The 16,502-nt window shown below is 34.0% G+C and carries 17 protein-coding genes and 1 other annotated feature (1 of these 18 only partly in view); all 17 genes read left to right on the top strand.

Annotated features, from left to right (window positions below; translation table 11 throughout):
* Nucleotides 1-23 precede the first annotated feature (23 nt).
* The 17 genes from PP176A_RS02580 (at nt 24) to PP176A_RS02505 (ending at nt 16,323) form a co-directional block, all read left to right on the top strand.
* On the top strand, nt 24-1,268 hold the full coding sequence (locus PP176A_RS02580; RefSeq protein WP_071138878.1) for a PTS galactitol transporter subunit IIC: 1,245 nt from the start codon (nt 24-26) through the stop codon (nt 1,266-1,268).
* 49 nt (nt 1,269-1,317) lie between these two features.
* Nucleotides 1,318-1,977 (top strand): deoxyribose-phosphate aldolase, encoded by a 660-nt coding sequence (deoC, locus tag PP176A_RS02575; protein ID WP_071138877.1) that lies wholly within the window; start codon nt 1,318-1,320, stop codon nt 1,975-1,977.
* 11 nt (nt 1,978-1,988) lie between these two features.
* Entirely contained in the window at nt 1,989-2,282 is a 294-nt protein-coding gene (locus PP176A_RS02570) for a hypothetical protein (RefSeq protein WP_071138876.1), read from the top strand.
* A 32-nt stretch (nt 2,283-2,314) separates the two neighbouring features.
* Entirely contained in the window at nt 2,315-2,809 is a 495-nt protein-coding gene (locus PP176A_RS02565; RefSeq protein WP_071138875.1) for a PTS sugar transporter subunit IIA, read from the top strand.
* Nucleotides 2,802-2,930 carry a hypothetical protein gene (locus PP176A_RS16570; RefSeq protein ID WP_255401424.1) on the top strand — a complete coding sequence of 43 codons (129 nt, stop codon included), beginning with the start codon at nt 2,802-2,804 and terminating at the stop codon, nt 2,928-2,930. The genes PP176A_RS02565 and PP176A_RS16570 overlap by 8 nt, the downstream gene beginning before the upstream one ends.
* Nucleotides 2,931-3,220: 290 nt before the next feature.
* Nucleotides 3,221-4,045, top strand: a complete 825-nt coding sequence (locus PP176A_RS02560) for an endonuclease VIII (RefSeq protein ID WP_071138874.1) — start codon at nt 3,221-3,223, stop codon at nt 4,043-4,045.
* Nucleotides 4,046-4,076: 31 nt separating this feature from the next.
* Nucleotides 4,077-4,670, top strand: coding sequence for an AlkZ-related protein (locus tag PP176A_RS02555; protein WP_071138873.1), 594 nt, complete (start codon nt 4,077-4,079; stop codon nt 4,668-4,670).
* Nucleotides 4,671-5,064: 394 nt separating this feature from the next.
* Complete coding sequence (locus PP176A_RS02550; RefSeq protein WP_200795949.1) at nt 5,065-8,052, top strand: sigma 54-interacting transcriptional regulator; 2,988 nt, start codon at nt 5,065-5,067, stop codon at nt 8,050-8,052.
* Between the two features lie 51 nt (nt 8,053-8,103).
* Nucleotides 8,104-8,571 (top strand): PTS sugar transporter subunit IIA, encoded by a 468-nt coding sequence (locus PP176A_RS02545; RefSeq protein WP_071138871.1) that lies wholly within the window; start codon nt 8,104-8,106, stop codon nt 8,569-8,571.
* Between the two features lie 63 nt (nt 8,572-8,634).
* Nucleotides 8,635-8,949: a histidine kinase gene (locus PP176A_RS02540; protein ID WP_071138870.1), complete on the top strand. Its 315-nt coding sequence runs from the start codon at nt 8,635-8,637 to the stop codon at nt 8,947-8,949.
* Between the two features lie 20 nt (nt 8,950-8,969).
* Nucleotides 8,970-10,343 carry a PTS transporter subunit IIC gene (locus PP176A_RS02535; RefSeq protein ID WP_071138869.1) on the top strand — a complete coding sequence of 458 codons (1,374 nt, stop codon included), beginning with the start codon at nt 8,970-8,972 and terminating at the stop codon, nt 10,341-10,343.
* Between the two features lie 100 nt (nt 10,344-10,443).
* A complete protein-coding gene (locus tag PP176A_RS02530; RefSeq protein ID WP_071138868.1) occupies nt 10,444-11,403 on the top strand; it encodes a phosphoglycerate dehydrogenase in 960 nt (319 codons plus the stop codon).
* A gap of 132 nt (nt 11,404-11,535) precedes the next feature.
* Nucleotides 11,536-12,681, top strand: a complete 1,146-nt coding sequence (gene dgoD / locus PP176A_RS02525) for a galactonate dehydratase (protein WP_071138867.1) — start codon at nt 11,536-11,538, stop codon at nt 12,679-12,681.
* A 204-nt stretch (nt 12,682-12,885) separates the two neighbouring features.
* A complete protein-coding gene (locus PP176A_RS02520; RefSeq protein ID WP_071138866.1) occupies nt 12,886-14,145 on the top strand; it encodes a double-cubane-cluster-containing anaerobic reductase in 1,260 nt (419 codons plus the stop codon).
* Nucleotides 14,145-14,366, top strand: coding sequence for a DUF3343 domain-containing protein (locus PP176A_RS02515; RefSeq protein WP_083381735.1), 222 nt, complete (start codon nt 14,145-14,147; stop codon nt 14,364-14,366). The genes PP176A_RS02520 and PP176A_RS02515 overlap by 1 nt, the downstream gene beginning before the upstream one ends.
* A gap of 18 nt (nt 14,367-14,384) precedes the next feature.
* Nucleotides 14,385-15,146 (top strand): acyl-CoA dehydratase activase, encoded by a 762-nt coding sequence (locus PP176A_RS02510; RefSeq protein WP_071138864.1) that lies wholly within the window; start codon nt 14,385-14,387, stop codon nt 15,144-15,146.
* A gap of 310 nt (nt 15,147-15,456) precedes the next feature.
* Nucleotides 15,457-16,323, top strand: a complete 867-nt coding sequence (locus PP176A_RS02505; protein ID WP_071138863.1) for a DegV family protein — start codon at nt 15,457-15,459, stop codon at nt 16,321-16,323.
* An 82-nt stretch (nt 16,324-16,405) separates the two neighbouring features.
* Nucleotides 16,406-16,502: a binding site (T-box leader), on the top strand; it runs 121 nt beyond the window's last position.

Genomic DNA, 16,502 nt, shown 5'->3' with positions numbered 1-16,502 from the left:
AAAAATATAAAGGAGGAAATAAAATGGCGGCGTTAAATTGGATATTAAGTTTGGGAGCAGCAGTTATGTTACCTATTATCATCTTTGTATTTGGGTTGATAATGGGAGCCGGTCTTTCAAAATCCTTTAGATCCGGAGTTACAATAGGAATTGGATTCACGGGAATCAATTTGGTCATCAATTTATTGACATCGGAATTGGGACCTGCAGCACAAGCCATGACTAAAAGATTAGGCCTGAATTTGAAAATAATCGATATCGGATGGCCGGCAATGTCTTCTATTTCATGGGCCTGGGTTGCGGCCGGGTTAATGATTCCTATTGTATTGATAATCAATTTTATTATGTTAAGCCTGAAGCTTACCAAAACAATGGATGTTGATATATGGAATTTTTGGCAATTTTCATTTATTGGTGCGGCTGTAACGGCTACAAGCGGAAGTGTTGTCATGGGAATTGTGGCAGCCAGTGTAGCGGCTATCATTGCTTTGTTATTAGCTGATTATACGCAACCTTATGTGGAGAATTACTTTGGTATGCCGGGAATATCTTTCCCTCATTTGACGGCTTTGGGATTTTTACCAATCGTTATTCCTTTGAATTGGCTGCTGAATCATATACCGGGGATTAACCGTTTGAATGCCAATCCGGAAACGATTAGAAAAAAATTCGGGATATTTGGCGAACCTATGGCAATGGGGCTAATTATCGGAATTGCTTTAGGAATATTAGGAGGGTTAGATGCGGCTAGTATATTGAAATTGGGAATCGCAATGGCTGCAGTTATGTATTTGATGCCTAAAATGGTGGCGGTTCTAATGGAAGGATTAATTCCAATTTCAGAAGCGGCAAGAGAATTTATGGCTAAACATTTTGGTGACCGCCAGATTTTTATTGGTCTGGATGCCGCTGTTTCTTTGGGAGAACCTTCCGTTATTGCAGTAGGTTTGTTGTTAGTGCCGATTACTATTTTTTTAGCAATAATTTTACCGGGGAATCAAATTTTACCATTTGCTGATTTGGCAGTAATACCATTTCTTGTTTGCTTGATTACCGCTATGTCTAAGGGCAATGTTATTCATTCATTGATAATAGGAACAGTGGTAATGGCTCTTGTGCTGTTATTTGCTACAAATTTGTCACCTGCCGAAACAAAGATGGCGCTAACTGCAGGAGTAACTATACCGGAAGGTGCATCCCAGATTGGAAATTTGGATCGTGCCAATTTTATAACTTGGATTATTGTTAAATTGTTTTCGTTGTTCTAAATTTCATATTAATTAATTAAAAAATATTAGTAGAAAAGGAGATATTATCATGAAACTAACTAAAAGTGAATTTTTAAGACATGTTGATCATTCATTATTAAAGCCACAATTAACTAAACAAGAGGTTTTAGAAGGTTTACATTTTGCAAAGGAAAATCATTGTGCTTCAGTATGTATTAATCCTTGTAATTTAGATTTGGCTTATGAAATATTACACGGAACAGATGTTAAAATCGGAACAGTTATTGGTTTTCCTTCAGGAGCACATACCACTTTTTCAAAAGTTGCTGAAGCAAAAGATGCGTATGCCAAGGGTGCAGCTGAGTTAGATATGGTTATTGATATAGGGGCATTGAAAAACAGAGAAGTAGATAAAGTAAAAGATGATATCAACGCAGTTGTTAATGCAACTCCTTGTATTGTAAAAGTTATCCTGGAAAATTGTTTTTTAACAAAAGAAGAAATTGCACTGGGTTCTAAATTAGTAGAAGAGGCAGGTGCAGCTTATGTAAAGACATCAACGGGATTTGCTCCGGGGGGTGCTACTGTAGAAGACATTCGTTTAATGAAAGAATCGGTTTCTAAAGAGATGAAGATAAAGGCTGCCGGAGGTATTCATACCTTAGAAGAATGCCTGAAACTAATTGATGCAGGAGCTGACCGTATTGGAATTAGTAGGACACAAGAAATAATTAAAGAATTTAATTGAGGAGTTATGACATGAAAAAAGTATCAATATTGCTTGTTGGTGGAATACGAGATGAAAAAGCAGCAAAGATTATACAGAATTTAAAAAGCGGACTTTCTCAAAGAGAGATAAATGCTGACGTGCAATTTGTAAATACCTATAAAACTCAAGATTTATCTATTTTTGAAGATAAGATGGATATGGTTGTTACAGCAGGAACGGCAGCGATACAGACAAAATTGCCGGTAATTCAAGGATTATGCCTATTGTATCCTTGGATGGGAATGGATAAATTGTATCAAGACATTGAAAAGAATATAAAATGAGCTGTAGAATGGTAAATTTAGGAGGGTTATAAATGTATAAAAAGGAGGAAGTCTTTAAACGGGAATTAATCTGGTTGGATAAAAGTTTTCAAAGCCAAGATCAATTATTTTCAGAAGTTAGTGAAAAATTATATAAAGAAGGCTACGTAAAATCAGACTTTTATGAAGCTTTGAAAAAAAGAGAAAAAGTTTATCCTACAGGGTTAATGACCGAAAAATATGGTGTTGCGATTCCACATACGGATGCCGAATACATCAATGAAGCCTGCATTGTTTTTATAAGACTGTCGTCTCCGATTGTATTTGAGCATATGGGAGAACCGGAGAAAAAAGTAAAAGCTCACTTTGTGTTTGTGCTCGGAGTAAAAGATCCGAAGAAACAAGTGGGAGTTTTAAGTACACTTGTACAAATGATAACAGATAAAGAATTGATGAAGAAATTAGATAAAATGAAATCTATTATTGACATTGAAAGATTGTTAAACAGTTTTTTTGATGAACCTGTACAGGAGGTATCAAATGGTTAATAGTATATTAAAAAAGGAAATACTTTCGAAGGATCTTCATTGGCCCGAAGTTATCAATCAAAAGTACCCCTTTATACTTTCTATATTATCATATTTTATAGAGTTTTGTATACTATTTTGATATCTAAATTACAGGTCAGGTTATTTATTGGACTTATATCTTAATACCGGTATAAGTCCAATAAAATTTACAATTAGAAAAAATAAAAAAAGCGATAGAACTTACGAGAAGAGGAGAAGCAATAAAAGTGGTATTGAAGCCTTAAAGTGATAATATAGAAATACTCATTTTCCTATAAATTAAAAAGGAAGATGAGTGTTTTTATATTATCAGATCAAAGCAGTGGTGTTTTTTCTTAATAATGATATAATAAACCTATGTTAAAATACAAGTTGGAAAGAGGTGCAAAAATGATAGAAATTCCTGAATGCATTACAATTGCAAAACAGATGAATGAAACAATAGCAGGCAAAGCGATTAAAAAGGTCATTGCAAACCATTCTCCCCATAAATTTGCTTTTTATTTTGGGGAACCGGATACATATTCGAAACATTTGGTAGGCAAAAGAGTTGATACAATAACTCCTCTTGCTGGATATGTTGAAGTATCCTTAGGGACTACTATTATGTTATTTGGTGATGGTGTCAATATCAGATATTTTCCCAATAATGACTCACTGCCCCCAAAACATCAACTATTAGTTGAATTTGACGATTTATCTGTTATGGTATGTACGGTTCAGATGTATGGTGGGATGTGGGTTTTTACTGATGGAGAAAATGACAATCCTTATTATATTGCTGCTAAACAAGCTATATCACCATTATCCGATAAGTTTGACAAAATTTATTTTATGAAATTATTAAATAGTGTTTCCGGCACATCAAGTGTAAAGGCATTTCTTGCCACTGAGCAACGCATACCGGGATTGGGGAATGGTGTATTGCAGGATATTTTATTTAATGCACGTATCAATCCTAAAAGTAAAATCAAAACACTTTCTGACGTACAAATAGATAATCTCTTTGAATCTGTAAAGTATACACTAAGAAGTATGGCTATTTTGGGAGGGCGAGATACTGAAAAAGATTTTTTCGGTAACTTTGGCGGCTATGCTACTAAATTGTCGAATAAAACATATAAAAAACCCTGCCCTGTTTGTGGAAGAGAGATTATCCGCCAGCCTTATTTAGGGGGAAGTATTTATTTTTGTCCAACGTGTCAGCCTGTTTAAATCAAATTTTTTTTAATTTTGAGGTGATAAAATGACGATTTTACTTAAGCGTGGTGAAAATGGAGTAGAAAATATTCGAAGTCAACTAAAGGATAGAGGTATTTTTTCTTGTAATGATAATATCTATCTTCCCTCTATAAATGATATCGGTTGTGAAGTAGGAGATGTTATTGAACTGATTGATTCCCATGAAATATTTTATTGTAAAGCATATCGAAATCGAACAGTTTATCTTTCTCAGGAAGTCTATTTTCTGCTGAAAAATTGTCTGATTCGTCCATCCTTAAACGAAAAAAGCCAAATGATATACAGATTACTGAAATCCGGGCCTTTGGAAGCTAAATTAATTAAAGTTTTTGCCCAGATATCAGGTAAAGAGTATTCAAAAGCATTTTCGTTTTTACTTGAAAATTTATATGTAACAGCTTTTTCCAGGGGGAAAATACTTACGCCTAATTGGGCTACATTTGTTTATTCAACTGCAGAGGAATGGGAAGAACATGCAAACTATGATTTTAGTAAAGTCATTACAAAAGAAGAGGCAGAGAGGCGTCTAAGAGGGATCTTATCAAATACCATGACTTCACAAGAGATAGATCGATTGTTACGGATAAAGCATAAATAGGATTGATTATAAGTAAGAAAGGTTAGTGAAAACGGAAAATATAAATTAATGAAAATGGGATTTTCCTATGGGTTATAAAAAAGGCTTCTATTAAGGTGTTATACATTAAGGAAGCCTTTTTTAGGTTCATTTAAAGTTGAACAGAAAATGGCAGAAAAAGTGAAAAATTAAAATGGATAGAATAGTACTATATACAAATAATAATTACTGTAATCTAAGAAAGCCAAAAAAATAAATAGATAAAAATGAGAGGCTGAAAATGTGATAGAGTGGGGATTGTTAACTATTATTTATGGCTGTTTAATCTAATTTTAATAATTTACACAAAGCCTGCCATATTAGTTGTCACAAAATTTGCATATATAATTTTTATAACTATAGGGGTGATGTAATGATGAGTGAGATTGAAAAGATTATACAGAATGAAAATAAGAAAAATCCTCTGACAGATGAAGAAATTGCAGAAATACTAAAGATAAGCAGAGAAGATGTAACAAGGTACAGACTCCTGAATAATATATCAAATTCCAATGAAAGAAGGAAATCATATTTATATGATGACATAAAAAAAATTCTTAAGGAAAACAAGAATATATCTGATAGAAAGCTTACCAAAAGTTTAAATGAAATTGGATATAATGTGTCCAGGTTTGTCGTGTCTCAAATAAAAAAAGATATTTTAAGTATGGCATATGATGTGAAACCGGTTGAAAATGTGAAAGATGGCAAAAATGAAAAAGAGGTTGAAAATGTAAAGAAAAATGAAAATTCAAAAGAAGATGATGACCTAAAAAGCAGCAAAAAGTGGGAGAAAGCTGATCTACTGTCCTTTAAAGGAATAATAGGTTATGATGGCAGTTTAAAAGGGCAAATCAGTCAGGCAATGGCAGCCATATTATATCCACCTCATGGCCTTCACACATTAATTCTTGGTCCATCAGGAGTTGGAAAGAGTCAACTTGCGGAATCCATGTATGAATTTGCATTAGAGTCAAAGAGATTTACTAAAAAAAATCCTTTTATAGTATTTAACTGTGCAGATTATGCCGATAATCCTCAACTGCTTATGTCTCATCTCTTCGGATATAATAAAGGTTCATTTACAGGTGCCGATACATCAAAGGCCGGTTTGGTAGAAAAGGCAAACGGAGGAATATTGTTTCTTGATGAAGTGCACAGGCTTCCCAGTGAAGGTCAGGAAATACTTTTTTATTTATTGGATAAGGGAAGATTCAGAAGACTGGGTGAAACGGAGAATATGAGAGAATCAAGGATAATGCTTATAGCGGCAACGACCGAAAACCCGGAGTCATCTTTGTTGCTTACATTCAGGAGAAGGATTCCTATGGTTATTGAATTGCCTCCAATTAGTGAAAGACCATTTTCTGAAAGATACAGAATAATAAATTGTTTTTTTGCGGAGGAATCTTTAAGAATAAATAGATCAATAAAAATAAGAAATGACGTCATAAGAGCATTAATGCTGTATGATTGCTCAGGAAACATCGGAGAGATAAGAAGTGATATACAAGTTTCATGTGCAAGGGGTCTATTAAATACTCTTGATAGTGAAAGCAAAAATATAGATATAAGCTTATCATATCTTCCCAATCATGTAAGAATGGGACTTCTTAATGTCGGAAAGAGAGATCCCGAAATAGAAAAATATTGTGATAAGGATATGATAGTATATCCTGACAGAAGAAGCAGTTTATTTCCGAAAGAGAACAGATATATATTTCCAAATGAGATTTATCAGTTTATAGAAGATCGATTTAATGAACTTAAAAATCAAGGACTTTCGAAGAGTGACATATATAGAATAGTCGGAAGTCAAGTGGAAACAGAACTGAAAAGATTTGCTTATAGTACAAAATTAAATTCTACGGTTTCAAAAAAAGAGTTAAAGGAAATTGTAGGTGAAAAGATTATTTATGCTGTTGAGGATGCGGTCGACATTGCTAACCGCTATTACAGTAATATCAGGAAAAACTTTTTTTATTCCTTGGCAATACATTTAAGCGCTGCATATGACAGGCTTAAACACGGAAAAGCTATAATCAATCCTCAACTTGAAAATGTTAAAAAAGAATATGCCAATGAATATAGAGTAGCAAAAGAAATGATAGATAAAATAAACAAGGATCTCGGAATAGAGCTGACCGATGACGAAGTTGGTTTTGTTGCAATGTATTTGAGGACATTTTCTGCCAATGAAGATAAGAGCAAAAAGAAAGTAGCAGTTATAATATTGACTCATGGTCATGTAGCTAAAGGTATGGCCGAGGTTGCCAATAAACTGCTGGGAGTAAATATAGCTCATGGTATAGAGATGGATCTTGATGAAAGGCCGGAAGCTGCCCTTTCAAGGACTATCGAACTGGCAAAAAAAGTAGATGAGGGCAAAGGATGTGTGATACTTATTGATATGGGTTCTCTTATAACTTTTGGAGAAATAATTACCAAAAGAACGGGAATACCAACACGTACTATAGGAAGAGTTGATACCGTAATGGTTTTGGAGTGTGTAAGAAGGGCTATTATACCTGATACGACTCTTGATGATATTGTTAATTCCTTAGATATAAATAAATCTTATGTTGGCCATGTAGAAGGAGTGAAGGACTCATATAAACTTCCTAAGGCTGTTGTTACCATATGTATAACCGGTGAAGGAACAGCTCTTAAAATTAAAAGGTATATTGAAGATAAAATAGTCGGCATCAAAGATAAATTTAAAATTATTCCTATAGGAGCATTTAATGAGCAGGAAATAGATGAACAAATAGTTGATATAAGAAAAAAGAGTATTATATCTGCTTTTGTGGGAACTATAGATCCCAAAATTGATGATATACCATTTATATCAGTAGAGGAAATAATGAGTGGAGAGGGTTTGGGAAAACTAAAAGAAGTTATAGGGATAGATATAAGAGATAAAAGTCCTCTTGAAGGAGTTATTTCCGAAGATTTAATATTAGTTGACCTTGATGTAAACAGCAAAACAGACGCTCTTGATAAAATGATTAAATTATTGGATTTAAAGGAATATGTGGATAGAGATTTTATGCTCAGTGTTTATAAGAGAGAGGCCATAGGATCAACATGGATGAAAGAAGGGATAGCTATACCTCATGGCAGTATAAGATATGTAAAAAGGTCTGCTATAGTGATTGCAAAATTGAAAAAATTTATCACTTGGGAACAAGATCTAAAAACTGATTTAATATTTTTAATGGCTTTAAAAGAAGATTCTAAAGGTTATATATATGATTTGTATAAAGTATTGAGAGATAAAGAAATAATAGATAAGTTGAGGAAAGCCCGAAATTCTGCTGAAATGAAGGAGATAATATTAGAAAATACAATTCCAACCGAATAGTTGGCATGATGCTTGCAAGATATTAGAATAGAAAGACTGGGGGTTGAATTAATGAAAATGTTAGATTTACTCAATAAAGAATTAATTGTTACAAAATTAGAAGTAGAAACTAAGGAAGAACTATTTGAAAAATTATATAAGAAACTATATGATTCAGGCTTTGTTAAAGAAAGTTACCTTGAGGGAATTAAAAAACGTGAGGAGAAATTTCCTACAGGATTACAGCTAAATAAATATGGTGCTGCAATTCCTCATACGGATCCCAAACATGTAATAGCACCGGCAATAGTCGTTGCAACACTGGCAAAGCCACTATCATTTAAAAATATGGAAAATTCGTCAAAAAACGTAGATGTAAATGTGGTCTTTATGATGGCATTAAAAGATCCTCACAGCCAAATCGATATGCTTAAACAATTGGCTTCATTGTTACAAAATGATTCGATACTTGAAAAAATATTAAATGCCGAAACAAGTGATGAAATAATGGAAATAATAAAAAATGTACCTTTAAGTTAATTTTAATTTAACATAGAGAAATAATTTGATGGTAATTTTTTACCATTGTAAGGAGGTGAAAATATGAAAGGGAAAAATGAACGTAAACGCGTTAATGTATTAGTTGTCTGTGCAGACGGTGTTGCGACTTCTTCGATAGTACTTGTTTCATTGAGAGAGGCATTGGAGGATATGGATGTGGAAGCAGAATTCACTCAAGGCCGTGTGTTAGACGTTACCAGAACAGTTAAAGGTGGAAATTTTGATTTTGTTGTTTCTACTGCAGGAGTGGCTTTAGATGATACGGATATACCCGTTATAAGTGGCATTCCATTTTTGACTGGTATAGGTAAAGAGCAAGTTTTTGAACAGATTAAGGATATTATTGACAAGAAATAAAGAAAAGGGAGGTTGTAAATATGTTTCAGACAATTATGAAAACCTTTGGTGCTGCCGTTATGCTCCCCATAATAATACTAATCTTCGAACTGATTCTTAGGGTAAAGCCTACAAAGGCATTAAGATCAGCTCTTTATATAGGGGTAGGACTTAATGGCCTTGTATCAATTTTAAATCCATATTTTATGGGATTAATCGGTGGAGCAATTTCTGACATGGTTACTTCAACGGGAATTAATTTACCTTATGTAGATACCGGTTGGGCTCTTTTGGCAGCAGTAGGTTATTCTACAACAATTGGTGCATTAGTTATCCCAATAGGGATATTGGTAAACGTAATAATGCTTTTACTTCATATGACAGATACATTGGATTTGGACTTATGGAATTTTTGGCATTGGGCTTTTATAGGAAGCTTGGTTTATTATTCTACAGGAAGTTTATTATACGGAGTTTTAATTACAATAGCCGTAGAAATGTTCCTTCTTGTAATAGCAGATATAACAGCGCCTACTATGCAGAAGTTTTTTAACTTACCTGGTCTTGCTTTTCCTCATGCAAGCGGTCAAGGATTAGTTTTATTAGCTGTTCCTTTAAAATGGTTATTTGATAAAATTGGATTGACTAAAATCCAAATTGACTCAAAGACAGTAAGGAAAAGGTTTGGAATTTTAGGAGATTCAGTTGTTATAGGATTTCTGATTTCATTTGCTATCGGTATTATTGCATGGCATGGGAAATTAGGAGAAATGAGTACATGGGCAAGTATATTGTCATTAGGTATAGGAACAGGTGCATTCATCTACTTGTATCCTAAAGCAACAGCAGCTCTTTTGGAAGGGTTTGCTACATTAAGCGATAAAGTAAGAGGAATGCTTTCTTCTAAGGGTGTTAAGAGGCAAATTAATTTCGGAATGGATTCAGCTCTTACTATAGGCCATCCGGATGTTCTTACAACAGGACTTTTAACTATGATAACTACTGTTCCACTTATATTCTTCCTGCCGGGAAATAAATTTATCATGCTGGCAGATTTAGGAGTAACTCCTTTCTTCTTGGGTTCAGTCGCAGTAGCTATTATGGGAGGAAATATTATTGCTTCTTATATAACTGATGTTATCGGGGTAGCTATAACATTATACGCTTCCAGTAAGATTGCACCAGTCTTTGCCGCAACTGTAAAGAAAATAGGAATTGCATTGCCGGATACAGGTTCGGCAGTTGTCGGTGCAGATATGAGACCTATTCATGCTTTGTTTTACTTCTTAGGAGAGAAACCTATAGGAATAATAATAGCTTTTGCAGGTGTATTTGCAATATTGTTCTTATTCAAAAAGAATCCTAAAGCATGGCATAAGGCCTTTGGATATGTTGAAGATGACTCCAACAAATAACAAATGTTTTTAGTTTAAAAAAATTTTTATAGACAGGCCACCTGATATTCAGGTGGCTTTTGCCGGATTTAACGGTTAGTATAGAAAGGAGTAATTTAAAATGAAAAAATGGAAAGTTGCTGCTACAGCAGTTACATTTGGCAGGATTAACAAAGAGCCTTTAAAACGATTGGAGGAATTAGGGTGTGAAGTAACTCTTAATCCATATGGAAGGCCTCTTACAAATGAAGAAATGATTCAATATGCTTCCGATGCGGATGCGTTGATTGTCGGAAATGATAAGGTCCCTGGCAATGTGATAGAGAAATGCAAGAATCTTAAAATAATTGCAAAGCATGGAGTAGGAGTAGATGCAATAGATATTAAAACTGCGAATAAATTGGGAATAGTTGTTACAAATGCTCCTGCTACAAATAGTCAAGAAGTAGCTGATTTGGCTTTCGGTTTTTTAATTATGCTGGCACGTGGTCTTTATCAAGCTAATTATGATACCAAAGCTGGCCGATGGATAAAACCTACGGGAATAAGTTTGTATAAAAAAACAATCGGAATTGTAGGGCTTGGAGCCATAGGTACTGCAGCCGCAAAAAGGGCTACGGGGTTTGATATGGACATATTGGGATATGATATTGAGAAGAATTCATCGGCATTAAAATTGGGAATAAAATATGTTGAACTGGACGAATTATTATCAAAGTCGGATTTCATAACATTGCACCTACCGCTAACTGATAAAACTTTGAATATTCTTGATGCAGATAAATTTAAATTGATGAAAAAAGGGGCTATTTTAGTTGATACAGCCAGAAAACAGCTTGTGGATTATGATGCTTTGTACAAAGCTTTAACAGACGGAACTTTAAGAGGATATGCTACTGATGTGTATGATTTTGAACCACCTGCCCATATGCCTCTTTTTGATTTGCCTAATGTTATATTAGCACCCCATATTGGCGGAACAACTATTGAATCAAACAGACGTATGGGAGATACGGCAGTTGATAATGTCATAGCTGTTATAAAAGGGCAGACTCCTCCCAATCTCATTACATTAAAATAAATCTTCAAGAAATGAGGATAATTTAATACATTAATACGTTATTGTTTAATGCTAAATATGTTCTTTTAGTGTATAATAAATCTGTGTGATGACAATCATATAAATTAAAATTAAGGAGGGAATCACGGCAATATGAAGATTACATCGTTAGAGTTATACAAGATAAAGCCGAGATGGATATTTTTAAAGATAAATACTGATGAAGGTATAAGCGGATGGGGTGAGTTGATTTCTGGTACAAAAACGGAAACTGTTGTAGCAGGTGCCAAAGAAATGGGAGAGTACATTATTGGTAAGGATCCCACTCAAATTGAAGATTTATGGCAAGTACTTTACCGATCTTTCTTTAGAGGCGGCCCTATAAATATGACTATTTTATCCGGAATTGAAATGGCTTTATGGGATATTAAAGGTAAATATTATAATATGCCTGTATATGAATTCCTCGGAGGAAGAGCAAGAGATAAGATTATGGTTTATTCATGGATAGGAGGGGATAGGCCTTCAGATGTTGCCAATGAAGCTCTAAAGAGAAAAGAACTGGGCTTTAGAGCTGTTAAAATGAATGCGACGGAGGAACTTCATTATATAGATTCTTATAAAAAGGTAGATGCAGTACTTGAAAGAGTGGATTCAATCAGAAAAGCAGTAGGATATGATTTGGAGATAGGAGTTGATTTCCATGGCCGTGTCCATAAAGCAATGGCTAAAGTTTTAGCTAAGGAGCTGGAGAAGTACAGACCTATGTTTATTGAAGAACCTGTATTGCCGGAAAATAATGATGCCTTAGAAGAGATTGCGTCCCATACTTCCATACCTATAGCAACGGGAGAGAGGCTATATACAAGATGGGCATTTAAGGATATATTCAGAAGGGGAATTGTAGATATAGTTCAACCTGATTTGGCGTTGACAGGAGGAATTTTTGAAGGCAAAAAGATAGCTGCTATGGCGGAGGCTTTTGATGTGGCAGTGGCACCTCATGCTCCTTATGGTCCTATAGCTCTTGCGGCAACATTGCAGCTTGATGTTTGTACACCTAACGTGTTTATACAGGAGCAAAGCCTTGGAATCCATTATAATCAAGGATTTGATTTGCTTGATTTTGTTAAGAACAAAGAAATATTTAATTATAAAAACGGATTTGTGGATATACCAAAGGGCAATGGTCTTGGAATTGAGATAGATGAAGAATATGTTAAAAAAATAAGCGAAGAAGGACTCCACTGGACAAACCCAAGATGGAGAAACTATGACGGAACAATTGCTGAGTGGTAATAAATACTTATAGAACATTAAAAAGCTGCTTGTATCAAGCTAAGAGTGATGCAAGCAGCTTTTTAATAAGATTAAGCAATTTTATTGTAATTAAAATAGATTAAATTTATATTTATTTGAAAGCTATAGATATTTTCTATTTTTATTAATTTTTTTCTTATTATATAATTTACTTGGTTAAATAAATTAAGGGGGAGTTATAAAATGGGCAGTTATAATGAAATGTGGCAAAAATTGAATATGGATTTACAAAAACACGATATTCTTTGCGCGGCTTTGCCTGATTCTTTTGGAGAGATTTACATGACTCAGAAAAACAGACCGGATAATATGAATTATTTTAACTATGCCCTTGCAGAGGTACACGGAGCAAGAATAGAAGAGATTCAGAAAAGCAAGAAAAACGGTAAAAAGGTAGTAGGGACTTTTTGTGTTTTTGTACCGGACGAAGTGATTTTGGCGGCGGATGCGGTAGGAGTTGGACTTTGCTCTGGAAGTCAATTTTGGGTTGAAGATGGGGAAAAGGTATTACCGAGGAATATATGCCCTTTAGTTAAAGCTTTTATGGGAGCGAAAGTAAGCCGTACTTGCCCTTACTTTCAGTTAACCGATATGATTGTAGGCGAGACAACTTGTGATGCTAAAAAAAAGGCTTATGAAATATTGGAGGAATATATGCCTGTTCATGTAATGGAACTTCCCCAAATGAAAAGAGAGAAAGATTTTCAGGAGTGGCAGGATGAAATCAAGTTATTTATTAAAAAAATAGAAGAATTTACAGGTAATAAAATAACCGTTGAAAAACTGAAAAATTCAATTGATTTGGTGAATAAGAAGAGAAGAGCCTTAAAGAGGCTTTATGATTTGAGGAAACATACCCCTTCTCCTATTAGCGGGTTGGATGCTTTGTTAGTAAGCCAAGTGGCTTTTGTTGACGATCCCATAAGATTTACCGAGAAAACAGAAGAATTGTGCGATGAACTGGATGAAAGAATAAAAACAATGAAACCTAACGGTAGAAAGAGAATTATGATAACAGGAACCCCTATGTCTGTTCCTAATTGGAAAATTCATCATATTATTGAAGGATTGAATGCGGAAATTGTTGTAGAAGAGACATGTACAGGTACTCGATATTTTGAAAAGGAAGTTTTTGATGAAGGAGATACAATTGATGATCTCGTAAGAAACATAGCTGAAAGATATATGAATATAAATTGTGCCTGTTTTACTCCAAATAATGATAGAATAGATGACATTATTAAGTATGCTGAGGAGTATAATGCTGATGGGGTAATTTATTGTAATCTATCTTTCTGTCATACTTATGCCATAGAATATGGAAAATTAGAAAAGGCATTAAAAGAGAATAATATTCCGTTAATCAATATAGAAACAGATTATTCCGAAGAAGATGTGGGACAGATAAGAACAAGGGTTGAGGCATTTTTGGAGATGATTTAGTGGAGAAGAATTTTATACTTTTTCCAAATTATACTCAGGGTTTGAAATTAGAATCCTTGTTAAAGAATAAAAAGATTAAGTATGTTATATCCCCAACTCCAAGACAACTTTCTAAATGTTGCGGCATTTCCATAATGTATGAGAAAAGAGATGAAGAAAATATCAAATCTATTATCAGAGACAATTCTGTAGAGGTTTTAGGATTGTATTCGTTAGATTAGAAGTAAGGGCGTGAAAAGATGTATTATATTGGGATAGATATTGGTTCAACTGCTTCCAAAGTTTCGGTTTTTAATCAAGATGATTTAGTTTTAAATATGGTGATGCCGACGGGATGGAACAGCTTGGACACTTCAATGAAGATAAAAAAGAGCTTGGATGAACAATCCATTGATGTAGATAAATCCGTAGTAGTAGCAACAGGATATGGAAGGGTATCCGTTCCTTATGCGAAAAAAACCGTTACCGAGATTACTTGTCATGGCAAGGGAGCTTATTATTTGGCGGGAGAAGATATAACGGTGATGGATATTGGTGGACAAGATACTAAGATTATAACCGTCAAAGATGGAAATGTAACAAACTTTTTAATGAATGACAAATGTGCTGCGGGAACAGGCAGGTTTATTGAATTGATGTCAAATACATTGGGAGTTTCCATAGAAGAAATGGGGGAAATAGCTCTATACGGCAAAAATATCAAAATTACCAGTATGTGTACGGTTTTTGCCGAATCTGAAGTGATTAATCTTATTGGGAGCGGAACAAAACGAGAGGATATAGCACGAGGTGTATTTAATTCTATCATCGGACGAATTAAAACTCTTTTAAATAAAAACGGAATGAGCGGAGCTCTTTATTTAACAGGGGGTTTATGTGAGTTAAAACCATTTGTACAAATTTTATCAGAAAGTATCGGACAGGAAATCCATACGAATCCTTTAGCCAGGTATGCAGGTTCTATAGGAGGAGCTCTATTAGCTAAAAAGTTAGTGATATAAGTAAAAAAACCGTGAGGAATAGAATACGGGAACAGTTTATTGAGGAGGAAACACTTACATTAAATTGAAATATGGATAGTGTGCAGTTTATTATGGCGTATACTTAGTTTTAGTTACGCCGTTTTTTTATAAATATAGGTGATGAATAAAAAACATTGACATAAAATTTTATTTTAAATATAATGAGTTTAACTCTGAGGAATATTATAGTTATATGGATTTGAAATTTGTAATATAAAATATATGATATGAAATATAAATAAAACATATTGTGATTTATATTAATAAAAAAATAAAAAGGAGAATAATGATGCAAACAGTTATTATAACGGATTCTTGCAGTGATCTGCCGCTAAGCTTTATTGAGGGTAGTAATGTAGAAGCTTTAAGCCTTACTTGTCATTTTAAAGATGAGGAATATAAGGATGATTTTGGGAAATCCATCAGCTATAAAGATTTTTATAATCGGGTAAGGAATGGTGAAACTCCTACTACGTCTCAAATTAATACTTATACATTTGTAGAGGAATTTAAGAAATATATATCCATGGGTAAAAGCATTATTTACATAGGATTTTCTTCGGCATTAAGCGGTTGCGTAGCAAGTGCGGAATCTGCGAAAAACGAAATCATGAAAGAATATCCAAATGCGGATGTTGCAGTTGTAGATACAAAAAGTGCTTCTTTAGGGCAGGGACTACTTGTGTATTATGCTTATGATATGCTTTTAAAGGGGAAAAGTAAAGAGGATATAGTGAATTGGCTTGAAGATAACAAATTGAAAATGAATCATTACTTTACGGTAGAGAGTTTGTTTCACCTTTTGAAGGGAGGGAGGATTTCTAAAACAACTGCAGTTTTAGGGACTTTGCTTCAAATAAAGCCTGTACTTCATGTTAACATAGAGGGAAAACTTGTTTCTCTGCACAAAGTAAAGGGAAGGAAGAGTTCTTTAAAAGCTTTGGCAAAAGAGCTGCAAAACAAGATTGTACATCCGGAAGAACAGGTAATTGCTATTAGTCATGGGGATTGTTTAGAAGATGCAAATTTTTTAAGAAAATTGGTGTTAGATGAGTGTAAAGTGAAGGATATAATAATTAACAATGTAGGGCCTGTTATAGGATCTCATTCCGGTCCCGGAACTGTAGCGTTATTTTTTATGGGAGAGAGCAGATAGAAGATTAATTGTACATATATTTATATAATTTCAATTGAGATATTGACAGCAGTAAATATTTAGATTATAATAATGAAAAATATAGTTTTTGATGAAGAGGAGTAGTAATTAAAAGTAAAGTACAGAGAGTCGGTGATGGTGGAAATCCGATGTCCAATTTTAATGAAGACACCTCGGAG

Origin of the sequence: Sporanaerobacter sp. PP17-6a (genome assembly GCF_900095615.1) — a bacterium.
Classification (GTDB): domain Bacteria; phylum Bacillota; class Clostridia; order Tissierellales; family Acidilutibacteraceae; genus Acidilutibacter; species Acidilutibacter cellobiosedens.
This window is presented reverse-complemented; position numbering and strand designations above follow the sequence as displayed.

Bases quoted from the DNA above. Each gene is read 5' to 3' on its own strand.
- PP176A_RS02530 (WP_071138868.1), top strand. From the start codon at position 10,444: ATGAAAAAATGGAAAGTTGCTGCTACAGCAGTTACATTTGGCAGGATT.
- PP176A_RS02520 (WP_071138866.1), top strand. From the start codon at position 12,886: ATGGGCAGTTATAATGAAATGTGGCAAAAATTGAATATGGATTTACAA.
- PP176A_RS02505 (WP_071138863.1), top strand. From the start codon at position 15,457: ATGCAAACAGTTATTATAACGGATTCTTGCAGTGATCTGCCGCTAAGC.
- dgoD (WP_071138867.1), top strand. From the start codon at position 11,536: ATGAAGATTACATCGTTAGAGTTATACAAGATAAAGCCGAGATGGATA.
- PP176A_RS02540 (WP_071138870.1), top strand. From the start codon at position 8,635: ATGAAAGGGAAAAATGAACGTAAACGCGTTAATGTATTAGTTGTCTGT.
- PP176A_RS02545 (WP_071138871.1), top strand. From the start codon at position 8,104: ATGAAAATGTTAGATTTACTCAATAAAGAATTAATTGTTACAAAATTA.
- PP176A_RS02550 (WP_200795949.1), top strand. From the start codon at position 5,065: ATGAGTGAGATTGAAAAGATTATACAGAATGAAAATAAGAAAAATCCT.
- PP176A_RS02555 (WP_071138873.1), top strand. From the start codon at position 4,077: ATGACGATTTTACTTAAGCGTGGTGAAAATGGAGTAGAAAATATTCGA.
- PP176A_RS02565 (WP_071138875.1), top strand. From the start codon at position 2,315: ATGTATAAAAAGGAGGAAGTCTTTAAACGGGAATTAATCTGGTTGGAT.
- PP176A_RS02580 (WP_071138878.1), top strand. From the start codon at position 24: ATGGCGGCGTTAAATTGGATATTAAGTTTGGGAGCAGCAGTTATGTTA.
- PP176A_RS02560 (WP_071138874.1), top strand. From the start codon at position 3,221: ATGATAGAAATTCCTGAATGCATTACAATTGCAAAACAGATGAATGAA.
- deoC (WP_071138877.1), top strand. From the start codon at position 1,318: ATGAAACTAACTAAAAGTGAATTTTTAAGACATGTTGATCATTCATTA.
- PP176A_RS02535 (WP_071138869.1), top strand. From the start codon at position 8,970: ATGTTTCAGACAATTATGAAAACCTTTGGTGCTGCCGTTATGCTCCCC.
- PP176A_RS02510 (WP_071138864.1), top strand. From the start codon at position 14,385: ATGTATTATATTGGGATAGATATTGGTTCAACTGCTTCCAAAGTTTCG.
- PP176A_RS16570 (WP_255401424.1), top strand. From the start codon at position 2,802: ATGGTTAATAGTATATTAAAAAAGGAAATACTTTCGAAGGATCTTCAT.
- PP176A_RS02570 (WP_071138876.1), top strand. From the start codon at position 1,989: ATGAAAAAAGTATCAATATTGCTTGTTGGTGGAATACGAGATGAAAAA.